The sequence below is a fragment of the Streptomyces sp. NPDC005263 genome (genome assembly GCF_042872365.1).
GTDB lineage: Bacteria > Actinomycetota > Actinomycetes > Streptomycetales > Streptomycetaceae > Streptomyces.
Genome location: NZ_JBIAKJ010000002.1, coordinates 910606 through 927145, shown reverse-complemented (window position 1 = coordinate 927145; position 16540 = coordinate 910606). Strand labels below are relative to the sequence as shown.

9 protein-coding genes and 2 pseudogenes are annotated in these 16540 nt (G+C 68.2%); 7 read left to right on the top strand and 4 right to left on the bottom strand.

Annotation, left to right across the window (positions count from 1 at the left end):
- Positions 1 to 218: 218 nt before the first annotated feature.
- Complete coding sequence (locus ACFYRY_RS11425; protein WP_389142584.1) at positions 219 to 1331, top strand: hypothetical protein; 1113 nt, start codon at positions 219 to 221, stop codon at positions 1329 to 1331.
- Between the two features lie 26 nt (positions 1332 to 1357).
- Here the strand turns inward: ACFYRY_RS11425 and ACFYRY_RS11420 are convergent.
- Positions 1358 to 1760 (bottom strand): annotated as a pseudogene (locus ACFYRY_RS11420) (ATP-binding protein).
- A gap of 192 nt (positions 1761 to 1952) precedes the next feature.
- Between ACFYRY_RS11420 and ACFYRY_RS11415 the strand changes: the two are divergent.
- Together ACFYRY_RS11415 and ACFYRY_RS11410 are read left to right on the top strand one after the other, a co-directional pair.
- Positions 1953 to 2783 (top strand): helix-turn-helix domain-containing protein, encoded by an 831-nt coding sequence (locus tag ACFYRY_RS11415; RefSeq protein ID WP_389142582.1) that lies wholly within the window; start codon positions 1953 to 1955, stop codon positions 2781 to 2783.
- Complete coding sequence (locus ACFYRY_RS11410) at positions 2780 to 2971, top strand: DUF397 domain-containing protein (RefSeq protein ID WP_389142579.1); 192 nt, start codon at positions 2780 to 2782, stop codon at positions 2969 to 2971. Before ACFYRY_RS11415 ends, ACFYRY_RS11410 begins: the two co-directional genes overlap by 4 nt.
- Before the next feature lie 65 nt (positions 2972 to 3036).
- Here the strand turns inward: ACFYRY_RS11410 and pglX are convergent, their stop codons facing one another.
- Positions 3037 to 6798, bottom strand: a complete 3762-nt coding sequence (pglX, locus tag ACFYRY_RS11405; protein ID WP_389142576.1) for a BREX-2 system adenine-specific DNA-methyltransferase PglX — start codon at positions 6796 to 6798, stop codon at positions 3037 to 3039.
- 281 nt (positions 6799 to 7079) lie between these two features.
- Here pglX and ACFYRY_RS11400 point away from each other — a divergent pair, with 281 nt between their 5' ends.
- The 3 genes from ACFYRY_RS11400 to ACFYRY_RS11390 are packed head-to-tail and all read left to right on the top strand — an operon-like array spanning position 7080 to position 10409.
- A complete protein-coding gene (locus ACFYRY_RS11400) occupies positions 7080 to 7538 on the top strand; it encodes a hypothetical protein (RefSeq protein WP_389142573.1) in 459 nt (152 codons plus the stop codon).
- A gap of 52 nt (positions 7539 to 7590) precedes the next feature.
- A complete protein-coding gene (locus ACFYRY_RS11395; RefSeq protein ID WP_389142570.1) occupies positions 7591 to 8943 on the top strand; it encodes a ParA family protein in 1353 nt (450 codons plus the stop codon).
- Positions 8940 to 10409, top strand: a complete 1470-nt coding sequence (locus ACFYRY_RS11390; protein WP_389142567.1) for a hypothetical protein — start codon at positions 8940 to 8942, stop codon at positions 10407 to 10409. The genes ACFYRY_RS11395 and ACFYRY_RS11390 overlap by 4 nt, the downstream gene beginning before the upstream one ends.
- A gap of 183 nt (positions 10410 to 10592) precedes the next feature.
- Here the strand turns inward: ACFYRY_RS11390 and pglW are convergent, their stop codons facing one another.
- The gene (pglW, locus tag ACFYRY_RS11385) at positions 10593 to 14978 is read right to left on the bottom strand and encodes a BREX system serine/threonine kinase PglW (RefSeq protein ID WP_389142565.1); all 4386 of its coding nucleotides are present in this window, start codon (positions 14976 to 14978) and stop codon (positions 10593 to 10595) included.
- A 367-nt stretch (positions 14979 to 15345) separates the two neighbouring features.
- A pseudogene (locus ACFYRY_RS11380) lies at positions 15346 to 15874 on the bottom strand (transposase family protein); the annotation flags it as partial.
- A gap of 220 nt (positions 15875 to 16094) precedes the next feature.
- Here ACFYRY_RS11380 and ACFYRY_RS11375 point away from each other — a divergent pair.
- The gene (locus ACFYRY_RS11375; RefSeq protein WP_389142562.1) at positions 16095 to 16487 is read left to right on the top strand and encodes a DUF6221 family protein; all 393 of its coding nucleotides are present in this window, start codon (positions 16095 to 16097) and stop codon (positions 16485 to 16487) included.
- Positions 16488 to 16540 lie beyond the last annotated feature (53 nt).

Below are 16540 nucleotides of genomic sequence, written 5' to 3'. Positions count from 1 at the left end.
CGAGTGTCACGTTGAGCGACTCGAGGGGAACGAAGTCGTCGCGGAATGCGACAGATTCACACCTATCCGTGACATTCACCTGCATGTGGCCCTGCCGACGGCCTGGCCGAGAACTGCTTACGCCCGCATACGACCGTCTTGCGCTCCTTTTTGACCGGCTCCGACACTCGTGACCAGCGGGACGTGCCGGCGTGCTTCATGACCGCGAGGGGGACCCCATGTGGGGCGACGGGATCGAGGGCTTACTGCGCGACCGATTACTGATCATGGTGAACGACAGGTCGGCGACCGGCCTGCTGCCGCACATCGACGGAAACGCCGGGGGTCTGCTTCTCACCGGTGCCGATGCGGCGGTGAGGTGCCGCAACATACGCAACAGCTATCCGGACACGGTCGTGGCCGTCGACTACGGCGGCCACGAGCACCGGGTCGCGACCGTCGACCGGCCCTTCGGCTATCAGGCGGCCGACGGCTGGCACGCGCTCGACCTCTCCGGCCTGGAGGAGGTCCTGAACGGCCAGCTCGCCAACAAGGCGGCGTTCGCGGTGACCCCGACCTGCTTCATACCGCCGGACGAGGACGGCGACGCCCGTGTCCTGCGTGCGGTGATCGCCCAGGCCAACCGGCTGGAGCGGACGGACACGGTCGTCCTGCTGCCGTGCAGCTACCGCTGGCTGCGGGGCGAGTCGCTGCTGCACCTGGTGGCGGCGGTACGGGCCAGCCGGCATCCGGTGGCGCTGATCATGCAGCACTACAAGGACCCGTTGGAGCGGGTGGGTGTGGCCGAGGGCCTGCGGGTGCTGTGCCGGTCGTGTCCGCGTCTGCTGCTGTGGCGTACGGATCTGGCGGCGTTCGACGCGCTGGCGCACGGGGCTTTGGGCACGGCGGTGGGGGTCACCGCCATGCTCCGGCACGGCATGGACCCGCGCCGCAAGGGGCGGGGCTGGCGGCCGTATCCGGTGGTGCTCGTCCGCGACCTGCTCAAGTACCACCGGGTGGAGGTGCTCCAGAACTGGTTCACGCGCGTGGACCCGTGGACGTGCGGGTGCGCGGTGTGCAAGGGCGCCGAGTTGTCGCGCTTCAGCGAGAGCAACGCCGACGTGCGCGAGTCGCAGTGGCACAACACGTGCGAGCTGTACGCGCTGCACGACGAGTTGATCTCGGCCGATGCGGGCCGGGACCGGCTGGAGTGGTGGCGGCAGATCGTCGACGACGCGGTGGCGCGGCATCACCTGCTGACCTCCGATCTCGGGGAGGAGGTCGCGCACCCTCCGGTGCTGCACTACTGGCAGCGGGCGAGCCCGCCGGCGGTTCCGATGCCGATGCCGTGACGGTGACTGGTGGTGTTCTGGGTTCTTCAGCGGAGGTCGATCTCGGCCCAGACGACCTTGCCGGGTCCTGGGCGGTCGGTGACGCCCCAACGGGAGGCGAGGGCATCGACGATGACGAGGCCCCGGCCGTGGTCGGGGTCGCGGTCGGCCGTCGGGTCTCCGGCCATCGGCGATGCGGGGACCGGGCGGCCCCCTCGGGCGTCGGCGACCTCGACGCGGAGTGCGTCGGTGCTCAAGGCGGAGGGCGAAGTCGCGGCCCGGTACGCGTGCGTGGAGTACGGCGTTGGAGGCCAGCTCGGCGACGACGAGAGTCACGGCGTCGGAGAGGTCGGAGCCGAACGGGATGCCCCAGACGTCGAGTTGATGGGTCGCGAGGCGGCGGCCGAGCCGGGCGCCGCGCCGGGTCGCGCTGAGCCGCTGGAAGAACATACGTACGGTGACGGCTGGTTGGGCCTGAGGTGCGGTCATGCGGTCCAGCGTCACGGGAGGGAGAGCGGCTCAACAGGCACGACGCTGGTACAGCCACGACTGGGTGGGTTCACTGAGTGGACAGGGTGGGTGACGCCCCGTAACCATGGGTGGGTTGATGTCCCGGTGGCGTATGTGGGAGGTGGGCCGGGCGTGTTGGACGGCGTCGCGAGCAGTGAACCGGAAGTGTCGGACGGCCTCAAGAGCTTCGGCGCGGTCCTGAAGGCGTTGCGGGAGGAAGCGGGCCTGACGCAGGAGGAGTTCGCGCCGCTGGTGCGCTACTCGGTCCATGCGGTGGCCAAGCTGGCGCAGGGGAAACGGTTCCCGTCGGTGCGGTTCATCGAGCGAGCGGGGGTGACTCTTGAGGCGCCGAGGGTGCTCAAGGCGGCAGCACGGCATCTGACGCGGAGGCAGGGGCTGGCGTCGTGGTTCGTGCAGTGGGCGGGGATCGAGGAGGATGCGATCTCGCTGTACGCGTATGAGTGCCGGGCGATTCCTGGGTTGATGCAGCCGGAGGCTTACGCTCGGGCGGTCTTCCTCAGCAGTTTGCCTCCGCTGACCGATGAACAACTGGAACGGCAGGTCGAAGCGCGGCTCGAACGCCAGCGCCTCCTGTCCGAGAAGCAGAACGTGGCCTTCAGCTTCATCATCGAGCAGGCTCTGCTTGACCGCCGGACGGGCGGAGACGAAGTCACCGGCATCCTCATCGACTACTTGCTCAAGCAGGCCGAACTCCGCAACGTTCAGCTTCAGATCATGCCCCTGCGCCAGGACGATCACGCTGGTCTCGACGGCCCCATGTACCTGGCGGAGTCTCCGGAAAACCAGTGGTTCGGCTACTTCGAGGGCCAGCAGGGAAGTGCCCTCATCACCGGCTCGAAAGACACCAGCGCCCTCCTTCAGCGCTATGGCAAGATGCGCTCGCAGGCCCTCAGCCACGAGGCGACCATGGGCCTGTTGAAGGAGATGCGAGGATCGCTATGAGCACCACCACCGAGCTGACTTGGTTCAAGAGCAGCTACAGCGGGACACAGGGCGACAACTGTGTTGAGGTCGCCATGGCCGGAGCCGTCCACGTCCGCGACTCCAAGCAGAAAGAGGGCGAAGAGCTTGCGCTCACACCCACCGCTTGGTCGAAGTTCGTCGCCTATGCGGCTGACGCCCGAGCCTGAATCAGCCACGTCAGTGGGGGCGCCCGGAGTTTACGAATCCGGGCGCCCCCACTGCTGCGTTCCGTCTACTCGACGTCGAGGGCGGGCTGCTCCGGGGCGCTCGCCTTCTTTGAGGCGGCAGCCTTACGTCCCCGCGCCCGCTTCACTGGCCGCCAGGCCTTGAGTTCCGTCGCGCTGAGCCGATGCTTGCCCAGCTGCTCGTCGAGGAAGGCATCGCAGTCCTCCGCCGGCACGGACTCCCACTCGGCGTCGTACTGACCGTGCCACTGCCGCACCCAAGGCATAACTTCGTGGAGTCCGGCAAGCAACGGGGTGAGCCGCTCGGTGTCCCAACCGCTCTGCTCCGCACGGTCCTCGATGAGGTTGATGAGCGCCTGGGCCTGATCCTTGTGATCCCACCCGGCCCACCCGAGCAGAACTGTTGGGTCCGCGTCGGGCCCGGCGTCCAGATAGGAGATGAACCGCTCCTTGGGCACGTCGAGCTTGCCGCGGTGGGACCAGTAGGAGTGCTTGAGGAAGTCGGCGGACGAGTACTTCGGCGGGACAGGGATATCGAGCCGCTGCCCGGTCCGGTCCTCCTCCCGCTGCTGCTCCCAGACTTCTCCCCACTGCTCACGCTTACGCAGTCCGGAGTCCTTGTAGCGCATGGCAGCGAGGTACGGCACATGCTCGTCAGCGATGACATCGGCGAGCACCTGCCCGAGCGGGAGGTCCGGCTTGTTGAGGTGATCGGAGGCGTACAATGCGGCGACGGAGTTGAATTCAGCGTTGGAACTCAGGGCATCGGCAAGCTGGTTGACGGTGAGCGTACGAGGCTGCTTCACACCCTCACGGAGGCTGAACCACAGCGCGGGATCCTCACACCGGTCGAGCAACCAGGTGCGCAGGGCGGCCTTCTCCTTCTTCTCCCAGGGCTCGACGGACCATCGCCGCTTGCACTCGGGCCGCTCGATGAGCCCAATGTCCTTACGCCGCTCGATGATGTCGATACGGGCCTGGACGATGTCCCGATACCAGCCGGGCCAACGGTTAGGGATCTCGGTGACAAGGGCCGATCCATGCCTGTCAAACCACACGGTTTCTGTGTCACCACGCGTCACCTGCCGAGCCAACACAATTTCAAACGCCCGCTCCCCCAGCCGTACCTCAGGAACAGTGTTTTGCTCCGGAGACGCGATGGTGACTCGCGCTACGTCAGTCTCAGACAGCAGGTCATAGAGGCCGTAGACCTGCCAGTCCAGTTCTTCTTGGAGAGCGATCATCCGCTCCCGGAGACCCGTGTATGCGGTGCGGGCACCGCGCAGAACCGTACGAGTCGGCAGTCCCGCCTCACAAACAGCGGATGGCTCGACCTGGGTCAACTCCTGGGCTCGAGAATCCAATAGACGTGCCATGGCCAGCGGCAACTGACGAGGAAGCGGGTACTCTTGAAGCTTTGTTCCAGTGAACTCGAAAAAGCGCTCCCACTCATCGTGCATGAATCCGCCAGTGCCGGATTGGCTGCCCTTGTCGTGGCTTACTTGCTTTAGCCAGAAGCAGGCTGTCGACGAGTTGAGAACCGCCAACAACTCCAGATGCTCTGCTTCTCCTGCCTCCTCCGACAGCTTAATCACCGGAGCCGAGCGATTGAACACCTTCCCACCCCGATCCAACACGAAGTGGTTATGGGTCGCGACGAAGGCAAACGCGATCGAAAGCGGAGTCCGAAGCTTGCTCCTCGTCAAGCGCCCAAACTCCGACCACTTGAGGCCACCCTGCACCTTCGTCTGCCGCCCGAAGAGAAGGCTATTGGAGATCGTCGTGCGACAAGGCCACATGTAGTGCAGCAGCGGGCGCTCTTCCTCTACGTCCACCGCTTCTAGCATCTCCGTGTAGGGGAACACAGCGTACTCAAATTCGCCCCCACCCCAATCGCGCAGCAAGTCACCCGTCACCATGGGCCGAGATTTGTCTGCGCCAATGCCATGGCGCCTGACACTACGCTCGGGCAGCAAGTACAGATCGTCTTCCAGTGTAAAGCTCGTAATGCCGAGTGACTCAGCGCGGGCAGCGAGCCGGATCTGGGCAGCACCCTCAACTCGCCCTAGCAGAGCACCTGCCCCACCTCCACTCACCGACCACGGGTGGGCGTCAAACGCCTTAACGTGGACGTCCTCGACTGAAACCCACTCGGACTCGCTGCCAGGCCTCCCCACCTGCTCAACAATCGCACGCCAAACAGCCGCCTCCGCGGGAACCTCGGGCTGTGACGGCTCCCCCCGGACACCTAGCGCCGCACGCACAGTTCGCTCAGGATTGGGCAGCCGATTCCGCCCCACGAGAATCACCGTTGGTGTTCCGTGCCCAGGAATGAACGCCCCCGACGTGTCGATCACATACGAGAGCTCAACCCGCTCACGGAAGACCACCTCAATGAGCCTCTTTCCGAACTCCCTCTTCATGAAGGAGTTCGCTGTGATCTGACCGACGAAGCCACCCCCGCCCTTGCCGCCACCCGCTCCCTTCAAGGCCAGCTCAAAAAGCCTCTGCATGAACGGAACGGACAATGCATACTTCCCCGAACAAGCGTCATACGCCGCCCGATAGTTCTCGTTCTCCTGCTTGTCCTTCACCGTGATGTAAGGCGGATTCCCCACCACCACGTGGTAAGATCCCCGCCCCAGCAAATCCACCTCCCCGTCGAACTCCCCCACATCCTCCGTCGAGTAAACAAAGGCACCCCCACCTCCAGAGTCACCCCCCTCCACCTCCGCAAACAACGTCCCCAAATCCGTCTGAATACCCGCCGCATCCCGCCCATGCAGCAACGAGTCCCCGACAGCCACATTGATGGGAAACACCGGCGCATCCGCCAGCCGCTCAGCCCCCGCAGCCCGCATGGCCGCGACCAACAACCGGAACCGAGCGATACTCGCCGCAAAGGGATTCTTGTCACACCCGTGGACGGACTCCAGGGCCCTCCGCACCACCGACCACTCATCCGCGCCCGGCTCCGCCTCCCGCCGCTTCTCCACGAGCCGCGCGAAGATGCCCAGCAGGAAGTGCCCCGACCCGCACGCGGGGTCGATCGTCCGCAGGCCCCGCCGCTCGACACCCCCCGGCCCCTCCACCACGGGATCCAGTCCGAACTCCGCGACGGCCGGCTCCAGCGTCAGATCGAGGATGAACTCCTCGACGAACTCCGGCGTCTGCAACAGCGCGTACGTCTTGCGGGCATGGTCACTCAGGTCCTGGTACAGGTCGCCGAGGAACCGCGTGTCCCACTCCAGGTACGAGAAGTCGTAGACGATCCGCCCGTCCGCGTCCCACCGCCGCCAGAACCGCAACAACTCCGTCGCGGCCTCATAGCTCGGCATCAACTCCCACAGCGGATTGTGCGCACGGTCGAAGAGACCCGCCACGGTCTTGTGGGCTTCCGCAAGATGCTGGAACGCGGCAAGCAACCAGTCCCGGTCGTTGCGGTCGGGGTGGTCGCGGAAGAACGCCTCGTGCTCCTCCTCCGCCTCCGTCAACCGCTCCCCCGGCCCGGCGATGAACGGCGTCTCGATCAGCCCGTGATCCTCACAGAACCGTACGAACACACAGGCCAGCACCCACGCGACGGCGGCCTGAGTCACCCGCTCGTCCCGCCACGCGCCATACGTCACCGCCGTACGCTGCGCCTCCCGGGCCCGCCGGTACTCGGACTCCAAGCGGACGCGGTACTCGTCCTCGGACTCACTGCGCGCACGCAGATCGTCCTCAAGGACAACGACCTGCCGCCGCAGATCCTTCAGCAGCGCCGCCTGGTCCAGCCCCGCCCGCGCTTCCTGGCCCGTGACCGTCACTCTTCGCCATCCCTCTCGCAGCACCACGTCACCCACCGCACATCGCATGCGGTTTCGCGTCCCAATCCTGCCAGCACCGTCGACCGAGACAGATCCCGCAGGAGTCATCGCAAAGTACTCTCATCTGCCATGATCACGCCGCTAAGGTGATCACCGTGACGGCTCAGACACCTCCACCGGTCCCGGCGGCCCCGACGACACCTCCGGCCCCGGCACCCGCGACCTCCACGCCGGCAGCCGCACCCCCACCCACACCCGCCCACCCACACTCATTTTTAGAGGTGGGCCGCTGCCACTACGACGCGGCGACGCAACTCGCCAAGTCGCCCCAGCTCTTCGGCCCCGCCGACCATCTCGCCGGGATCGCCGCGGAGTGCGCCATCAAGGCGATGCTCCTCGACTTCTTCGGTTCCGTACAGGACACCCCGCTCGGCATTCCGTACAGCCCGGCGATCAGGAACAGGCCGACACAGAGCAACAGACAGGCCGAAAAGGCGCGGAAGGACTCCCAGCACGGTCACCTGCCCCACGTATGGGACCAACTCCTCCTGCTCGCGAACGGCCACCATGGTGCCGCCGTGCTCGCACAGATCCCCCAGCAGAACCCCTTCCGGGAATCCACCGACGAGTGGGACGTCGCCCACCGCTACCGTGACAGCGGCCAGATATCCGAGCAGCGCGTGAAACGTCACCTCGCCGCCGCCCGTACCGTCATCGCCGCCCACCAGCGGGCGAAGTAGCCCAGCCCGAGCAGAAGACGCAGCCGAAGTGGAAAAGCAGGCGCCCACCCCCATGAACCCCATCCGATTCGACGCCGCGTGGAACGCCTCCCTGGGCCACGCCCACCGAGCCGCCGCAACAGGCCGGGACACCGTCCTCGTACGCGACCTGTTCGGGCGGGCGTCGCTCCTCCTCGACGACGAGGACGAGCCGGTGTCGGCCGAGGAACTGGCCTCGCTCACGGAGGAGTTCCGACGCGACACCCAGGCCTTCGCGGGTGCCCAGCCCGTCCAGGCCGCATCCACGATGTTCGCACCGGAGATGTTCTTCGCCTCCTCCGAACTCGTCGTGCAGGACGCGGGCGAACCGGGAAGCCGAGGCCGGGTCGCCGTACTCGAACGGACCGTCGTGGGCGCCGACTGGGCCCGGGAATCCGCCTCGGGCGCCGCGCCGCAGCCCGAGGTGCGAGAGCGACGCGTCGCCCTGTACGGGTTCAAGGGCGGAGTGGGCCGCTCCACCGCCACCGCCGTCCTCGCCCGGCATCTCGCCGACAAGGGCCACTGCGTCCTCGTCGTCGACCTCGACCTGGAATCCCCTGGCGTCTCCTCGCTCCTGCACGGCTTCGACGAGCTGCCCGACCACGGCATCGTCGACCATCTGGTCGAGGCAGGGGTCGGCAACGCGGAGGGGCTGGACCTGGTCACCCAGAGCTCGTTCTTCGTGCCCTCCCAGGGCAACGGCGAAATCTGGCTGGCGCCCGCCGGGGGCAGCCCCCGCGACGGCTACGACTACCTCGCGAAGCTGAACCGCATCTACAGCGACCTCCCGCCCGCCGAACCGGGCGGCGCGCCCAAGCCGTTCTGCGTGCGGCTGGAGGAGGCCATCGCCGCCTGCGAGGCGCAGGTGGCCGGGATCTCGCGGCAGCCGGACGTGGTCCTGCTCGACAGCCGGGCCGGCATCCACGACATCGCCGCCGTCACCCTCACCCAGCTCAGCGGGCTCTCCCTGCTCTTCGCCGTCGACAACCCGTCCACCTGGTACGGCTACGGCATGCTGCTCTCCCAGTGGAAACAGCACCCGGACCGAGCCGTCGAGCTGCGTGAGCGGCTCCGTATCGTGGCCGCCATGTTCCGGTCCGCCGGGGACATACAGCGCCTGCACAAGCTCCGGGACAACGCCCAGCGCTTGTTCGCCGAGACGCTCTACGACGACGCGGAGGGCGCGGATCTGGCCGCGTACCACCCGGCCCTGGAGGACAACCAAGCCCCGCACGCGCCCATCCCGATCCTCTTCAGCCACGACCTGATCGGCCTCGACCCGCTCCAGGACCGCGACTGGCCCGAACTGCCCTTCGTGGAAGCCGCGTACAAGAAGTTCCTCAAAGAGGTCGAACAACTCGTCTTCCCGAGCGAGGAGCTGTCATGACGGACCCGCTGTCCACCGACGAGTACCGGACGCTGCTCGCCACCGCCCCCGGCAGCGCCTTCGACGCCGACACGGTGAGCCCCGACGTCACACGGCTGTTCACCCCGTCGAGCCACCGGCGCGCACTGGACCCCGACGTGACGGTGGTGCGCGGCGCACGCGGCTCCGGCAAGACCGTGTGGACCAAGGTCCTGAGCGACGACCGGATGCGGGAGATCGCGGCGGCCTCGTACATGATGCCCCGGCTGGACCGGATGACGGTCGCCACGGGCCACGCGAGGGGCGGCGAGCCCAGCCTGCACCACCCGAGCAAGAACGTCATCAGCAAGCTCGTAGAGGACGGCGTCAAGCCCCAGCACCTCTGGTCCGCCGTGGTTCTGACAGGACTCGGGGCACCGGAGATCCTGCGCATCGAAGGCTGGGACAAACGCGTCCGCTGGGTCGCCGACCACATGGAGTCCTACGAACGCGCCCTGTGGACGATCGACCAGGTGGCCCGCAAGAGCGGCCGCACCCGCCTGCTGATCTTCGACGCCCTGGAGCACCTCCACAACGACCGGCCGGTCGTCGACCGGCTGGTGACCGGCCTCTTCGAGGTGGCGCTGGACCTTCGGATGAGCACCAGTGCCATCCGCGCGAAGATCTTCGTCCGCCCGGACATGTACGAGAGCGCCCCCAAGCACTTCTCCGACGCGTCGAAACTCGGCGCCAACGCGACCGATCTGGCGTGGACCACGGAGAACCTGTACGGCCTGCTCTACCACCAGCTCGGCAATCACCCGAGCTCCGAGGCGGAGAAGTTCCGTGCCTGGACGGGTAGTTGGCGCCAGGAGGGCGAAGGCAGGTTCATCGCCCCCGTCGACGTCATCGCCACTCCGCAACGCCAGCACGATCTGTTCGTGACGATGGCCGGCCCGTACATGGGCCCGAGCCACCGCCGCGGCCACACGTACACCTGGCTTCCCAACCACCTTCAGGACGGCCGGGGCCAGGTGAGCCCGCGCACCCTGCTCCAGGCCGTCTCCACCGCGGCGACCATCAGCCGGGACCGGCACCCCACACACGAGCACGCCCTCCACTACGACGCCATCCGGGCATCCGTGAGCACCGCTTCCCAGATCCGCGTGGACGAGATCACGGAGGACCTCCGCTGGGCGGCGGTCGCCGTCGAGCAGCTGCGGGGCGCGCAGGTGCCGATGCAGCCATCCGTGGTCCTCGCCCACTGGCGCGACGCCTCCCTCTCCGCGAAGCTGCGCGAGATCCTGGCGAACGGCTCGCAGGGCAGCGGCCCGGAGGACGTCGACAACCACCGTGAGCTGATCGACGAGTTGGAGAGGCTCGGCGTGATGACCCGGCGCGCGGCGGGCGCCACCGACCTGCGCGACTACGCGGTAGACATCCCCGACGTCTACCGCCTGGCCTTCGGTATCGGCCGCAGGGGCGGCGTCTCCAGACGCGCGCACTGACGACCGGCAGGACCGGGCGCTCGCCGTCGACGGCGGCGGTGCGGCTCTGAGCGGCGTGGGGAAATCCGGTGCGGAACCGCGCCCCGTAAGGGGCGCGGGGCCGCATCAATCTGTGGCTTCCGCCGCGGGGCGCGACCAGCCCCCACCGGCCCGCACGAACGAACCGCACATTTAGCGGAGCGCCTACGCCGCCGCGGCCCCCGCCGCCAGGAAGTCGCCGCCGAGGTACGCCCGTTCGCCGTCCCCGCCGATCACCTCGACCGTCCGCCCGTCCAGGTGCGGGACCTGCGTGCGCGTGTCCACGGGACAGAGCAGCCACAGCCCGTGCGGGTCGTCGGCCGGTCGGCGGGCCGCCGTCTGGAGCCGGACCAGGAAGTCGTGGCCGCCCTCGTCCCAGTACCGGGCGAGCAGTCCCGCGTCGTGCAGGAAGAGGACCGTGCGCGGCGTCGCGGCCCGCTCCAGCAGGACGGCCTCCAGGCGCACCCACACCGCACGGACGAACGAAGCCAGGCCCCGTTTGATCTGCCCTGGCGCCGAGCCCGCGTCGGCGCGCAGGACCTTCTCCCAGTCCTGCCCCTTCTCCGCCGCCAGCGCGCGGAACTCGGCGAGGAACTCCCGCCCCAGGTCGACTCGTTCGACGGGAAACGCCGCGGCCACCGCGTCGGCGGCACCCGGAAGCCGACTGCCCTTCACGGTCAGCGCGAGGAACCCACCGCGCTGCACGCACGACGCGAGCCGGGCACGGGTGGCGGCATGCGGATCCCCGTCCACCTCCGCGACCGCCGGGACGCCGTGCCCGGGTGGCAGGTAGCTGGTGCCCGTCCCGGTCGACGTCCACTGGCCGACCGCCTCCAGGGCCGGCGGGAAGAACCGCTCCAGCTTGGTGTCGTACCGGAGGTCGAAACGCGCCTCCCTGAGGGGGTCCTCCAGCTCTACGTACGTCGGCTCCCGCTCCCCGGAGAGCGCGTCGAGCACCGGGAAGCGTGCGCGCAGTCGCGCCAGCAGCTCGGCGACCGTGATGCCGCGGTCCCGTCGTACCCCCGCCCCTGCCTGCGAGATCCGCAGGGCGCGGTCCAGGCTGAGGTCACGGGGATACAGCTCAAGGCGCGGAGTGACCTCTGTCCCCACGGCGACAGCGGCCGCGAGGGCGACCAGCCGGGTGTCCGCGAGCGGGGCGAAGCCCTCCGGGGCGGGCACCGCACGCAGGTCGCGGACCACCGCGGCCCGGCCCGGCAGCGGCTCCTGACGCGCCAGACGCTCCGCCTCCGTCCCCAACTCGGCCGTGTAGTCGGCCAGTTCACGGGGACTGGGGTCGTCTGTTCCGGGCAGCGACTCCCCCGCGATCAGTACGGTGTCGCCCCGTCGGTGCACGGCCAGGCGCGGCTCGTGCTGCTCCGCGCCCTCGCCGTCCCACAACTCGGCCTCGGTTGCGGCCCGTACGACTGCCAGCGCCCTCGCCAGCGTGCGCTCGGTCGTGTCGTCGCCCGCGCCGTGCCGGACGCGCAGCTCGGCGGCGGCCTCCTGCCCGGTCATGACCCGCCCCGCCGCCGCCACGATCTCGACCAGCTCTTCGCGCACCCGCCCCAGCCAGTCCGCCTCGGCCCACTGCTTGATCTCGATGCGGTGATGACGGGAGACCGGCGGCTGCTTGATCTTGAGGTGGTCGGCGATACGGGCCTGGACCGGCCAGGGGCCCAACGGCGACAGCCCGCCCTCCTCCGGCGGCAGGCCCAGGGCGAGTCGGACCACTGACGCACGGTGGGAACCCTTGCGCCCGGGCTCAGGGGTGAGCCGGGCGGCCATGTCGTCTATCGACAGGACCAGCGGTCCGTCCGAGTCGGAGTCGCCGCCCGCGCGCGCCGTCGGCACGGCCGGTCGGGCGTCGCCCCCGGCGGGCTGCCGCAGCGCGACCGCCCACTGCTTGCGGCGCCGGTTGAGTTCCTTGCGTACGAGCGCACCGGCGCCCCGCGCCTTCGAGATCGCGTACGGCTGGACGTTGAGCAGCTCCCCCACCTTGGTGGCGCCCAGCCCGTGCGCGACGGACACGGCACGGGGTGACAGGCCCGCGGCCTCCAGCAGAGTCTCCGCGTCCGCGGCCTCCGCGGCGGCGTCGCGGGCCTCCTCTGCGTCCTCCGCCTGGGTGCCGACCGTGGCAGGGGTGGTGGCCGGCTTGGTCGCGTCGGCCGCCCGGAACACCTCGCGCCACTCGTCGTGCATCTGCCGCAGCGTGTCGAAGCGGTGCTCGGTGTCGCGGTGCAGCGCCCGCCGGAAGAAGGATGTGAGGCCGTCGCCGAGGGCCGGTTCGAACAGCTCCGACGCGACGTACAGTTCGGCGGACTCGTTGGTGAGCGGGTCCACCTGTCCGTCACCCCACATGGGGCGCTCGCCGCCGGCCATCTCGTGCAGGGTGACGGCCGCCGCGTACCGTTCGGCGTGGTCGTCGTAGTACGGCCGCCGCAGGGAGCCGAGGAACGGGTCGAGGTAGCCGCGCGTGCCCGCCTTGATGTCACGCTCGGAGGCGTCGGCGAGGGAGAAGTCGAACAGCTTCAGACGCCAGATCCGGTCCTTGCTGTGGTGGATGCCGAAGTTGTCGGGCTTCAGGTCGCGGTGCAGGACGCCGTTGGCGGCAAGCTGGTCCAGCGCCCTGAACAGGTCGTCGCCGAAGCGCTCCAGCTCGTGATAGGTCAGCTTGCCCTTGCCGCGCAGCCGTGCACCCAGGGACTGCTCACCGGCGTACTCGAGCTGCAGGACGGTGCGTCCGCCGATCTCGCGCAGCCCCTCGCCCCGCAGCTGCACGATCGCGCCGCCGCCCACGTCCTTGAGGACGCCCGCCTCGGCACGCAGCCGTTCTGCTTTCAGCTCGTCCAGGGCGACCTTGAAGACCCACTCGTCGATCTGTACATGGCCGTCCTCGTCCTCCACCGCGCGCTCCACTAGAAGCGCACGCGCCGTGGCGCCGGTGCCGAGGACGCGGCGCACGGACCATTCCACGTCGAGCGACTGGCCGGGCAGCGCCTCCAGCGGGTCGACACCGACGGCCGTGGGTGCCTCGGGCAGCACACTGGCGCGCTCCGCCTTGTCCAGCAGGTCGAGGAACTCCTCCGCGGAGCCGAGACGTTCGTTGAGGTCGGAGCGCGTCGCCTTGAAGACAAGCTCGTCGAGCGCGTCCGAGAAGCCGTCGGCGACGGCGTACAGATGAAGACCCGAGTCGGTGCGCAGGCGCTCGCTGAGGGAACTGCGCTGCGCGGCGGGAGGCTGACCGGTGAGGATCAGGTACGCGACCGCACCGAGCCCGAATATGTCCAGGTCTGCCGGATCGGCGTACGGCTGGTCGGTCTCGGGGGCGAGATAGAGGCGGGCCGCGTCCTCGATCAGAGCGGCGTCGAGCGCTGAGCCGCCGATGGACCGGAAGAAGGTGGCGTTGCTGTCGAAGTCTCGGGCCGCTGTCTGCCAGTCCGTGATGCGCAGTTCGGGGCGCGTCCCGTCGGAGCGGAAGGAGACGTAGACGGAACTGGCCGCCAGGGCCCGGTGGTAGAGGGCGCGATTGTGCGCGTAACGGACCGCTTCGGCGAGCTGCCGTACGAGATCGAGGCGGATCTCGGGGGTGAGCTTGCCGCCGTAGGTGGCTAGATACTGGTCGAGGCGGAGGTCCGTGTGCTTGTGACGGAAGAGGATCGCCGGCCCGCCCTGGTGCTCCCGGATCTCGACGGCCTCGACGATCCCGCGGTGCGTGATGCCCTGCAGTACCTGGTACTCCCGGCGCGCCGCGCGATCGGTCGACTTCTTCGCCGCCTCGGTGGCCATGTGGCCGACCAGGTAAATGCGGACGCGGCCCTCCTCCTGGACAAGTCCGTCGTCGCGCGTTGCCAGGCGGTCCTCCCAGGACTGCCCGCGGTCCAGGGGGTGCGGCTGCAGTTTCCAGGCATCGCCGAACCGGAGATGGGCCGTGGACTGCTGCACGCCAATGGCCTTCAGCAGACGCGGCAGAGTGTCCCGGGAGAAGTCGGGCGTGATGCGACGGTCGGGGCGGTCCGGCGGCAGCCCGAGGAAGTCCTGCCAGATGCGCTTCAGACCGGTGGGGCGGTCGTCGCGCCCGTAGACCTTGACTCTCTGGACATCGTCAAGATGGCTCTCGAGGTCCGGAGCCGAGAGGAAGATCGCCGGTTCCACGCGTGGCACGGAGCGCTCGGGGATGCCCAACTTGCGCGCCGCCCAAAGGAGTCTGCTCTTGAGGTCCTTCGACTTGGCGTCGTTGAAGTGGAGGGGGCTGTTGATCGTCCTGGTGCGATCGGAACCTCGGAAGTTCCAGGTGGATCCGTTGTTCTCCAGCCGCCCTGGGTGGCTCTTGATCTCGACCAGGTACAAGCCGGCGGGCACCGCGATCAGCAGGTCGCACTCGTTGATACGGCCCGACTGCGCGGTGAAGGAGAACGTGGCCCAAGCGCGATAAGGCTCGGCGGCCGGCATCAGACGCCGTACATGGTCGAGAGCGTCCTGCTCCCAGGGGTACGGGGATGGCCGATCCTGGAACCACTGCTGCGCCGGACGCGGCGGTCCGGGCTTGGGCACCGGACGCGATCCTGCTTCCGTCACCGTCCGACCTCCGCTGTCCGCTTCTCGCCTTGTTCACGGCGAAATCCCCTGGCCGACCTTACCGTGCCCCACCGACAGGCCGGATCCGTGTTTGTTTCACGGCTCTGTCACGGCGAGGGCGGTGGGATGCTGTTGGGCGGGAGTGACGGCCATCGGCAGGGGAACCGGCTCGGAACAGCTCCGCCGCCGCCAGTCCGACACCACGCCCCGGCCCCGTCCACTTGCCCTTCGCCGTGCGATACGGATGCTGCAGCTCTCCTACGCGCGGGCAGAGTGTTCCAATTCAGGCTTTCCGCATATGTGGCACAGGCTGTTGGGAAGGGGACAGCGGAGATCAGCAGACGGCGATCTGCAGGGCGCGGTTGAGGGTGCGCTGGGTCGGGTGAGTTCACCGCCGGGTGGGCGTTCAGGCCGGTGGTGCCCCGGGGGCCGGCGCCCGTATAGGCACGGTCAGCGAGGATAGGGACGCCCTGTCGCTGGCAGATCCGGACGATGCGGTGGCTGCAGGCTGCGCGCAGATCGTGGGTGCGGCCCGGTAGTGCGGGTGAGATCCACAGCATCTCACCGGCGGGATCGCTGACGACCTGCACGTTCACGCCGTGCCGACGGTGCTTCGCCGAGTAGCCACCCCGGCTGTTTCCGGCACGGTCACACTCGGCGAGGGTCCCGTCCAGCAGGACGAAGTCCGGATCCCGCTCACGCAGTACCTTCAGCAGACCCGGAGCCCGGTCGGCAAGCAGTTCGACGACGGCCGTGACGTAGGCGTGCGCGGTACTGACGGATATACCGAAGCCTGCCGCGATGCGGGAGAGAGTGTCATGACGGCGCAGGTACACGAGAGCGACGAACGCACGCTGGTGCGGCGGGTGACGAGGAGCTCGTGACCCACTCAACCAGGCCGTAGGGAACCAACGAGGCTCCTGCGCCGATGGGTTGAGGCTTCGAACACCTCCCACAACGGCACAGGACCCTCGTACGTTGTGACCCCTATACCACCTCACCTGCGTCACCAGTGGCCCACGCTGAAAAAGCTCACGGACTGACCGGTCTGGTGGATGATTGCCTCTCAACGTCGACTACGGGGGTAATGCGATGAGAGACGACGAATTTGCGGCCATGATGCAGTTCCTCTGGGCCCGTCTTCACGAGGACGAAACTGCCGCTCGCGCACTGAAGCCCGGCAAGAACCAGGATGTGGCAAAGTTGCAGGCCCGGGTCCTCGCCGACGTCGAGGCGAAGCGCCGACTCATGGACTGGGTGGAGGAGTTTCCGCGGAGGGTGGAGGACAACGAGGAGCGCGTCCTCTGGAAGAGGGCGGCCAGGAAGTTGTACGCCGGACTCTCGCGGGACTTCCGTAGCCCTGTGATCCACGCACTCGTTGCGGCGTACGACGGCCATCGCGACTTCCACCCTGCGTGGCGGATGGTCGAGGTCGAGGATGAGTACGAGCCACGTGAGGGCACTCCGATGGCTCGCGCTGTGTGACCCGCAGGAGACCGAGGGCCCGTAACGATGAGGAGCGCTATTAGTCCAAGGTA

What these genes read in the sequence shown, in the direction of transcription:
- ACFYRY_RS11390 (WP_389142567.1), top strand. Translation starts at nt 8,940, where the DNA reads ATGACGGACCCGCTGTCCACCGACGAGTACCGGACGCTGCTCGCCACC.
- ACFYRY_RS11395 (WP_389142570.1), top strand. Translation starts at nt 7,591, where the DNA reads ATGAACCCCATCCGATTCGACGCCGCGTGGAACGCCTCCCTGGGCCAC.
- ACFYRY_RS11425 (WP_389142584.1), top strand. Translation starts at nt 219, where the DNA reads ATGTGGGGCGACGGGATCGAGGGCTTACTGCGCGACCGATTACTGATC.
- ACFYRY_RS11410 (WP_389142579.1), top strand. Translation starts at nt 2,780, where the DNA reads ATGAGCACCACCACCGAGCTGACTTGGTTCAAGAGCAGCTACAGCGGG.
- ACFYRY_RS11375 (WP_389142562.1), top strand. Translation starts at nt 16,095, where the DNA reads ATGAGAGACGACGAATTTGCGGCCATGATGCAGTTCCTCTGGGCCCGT.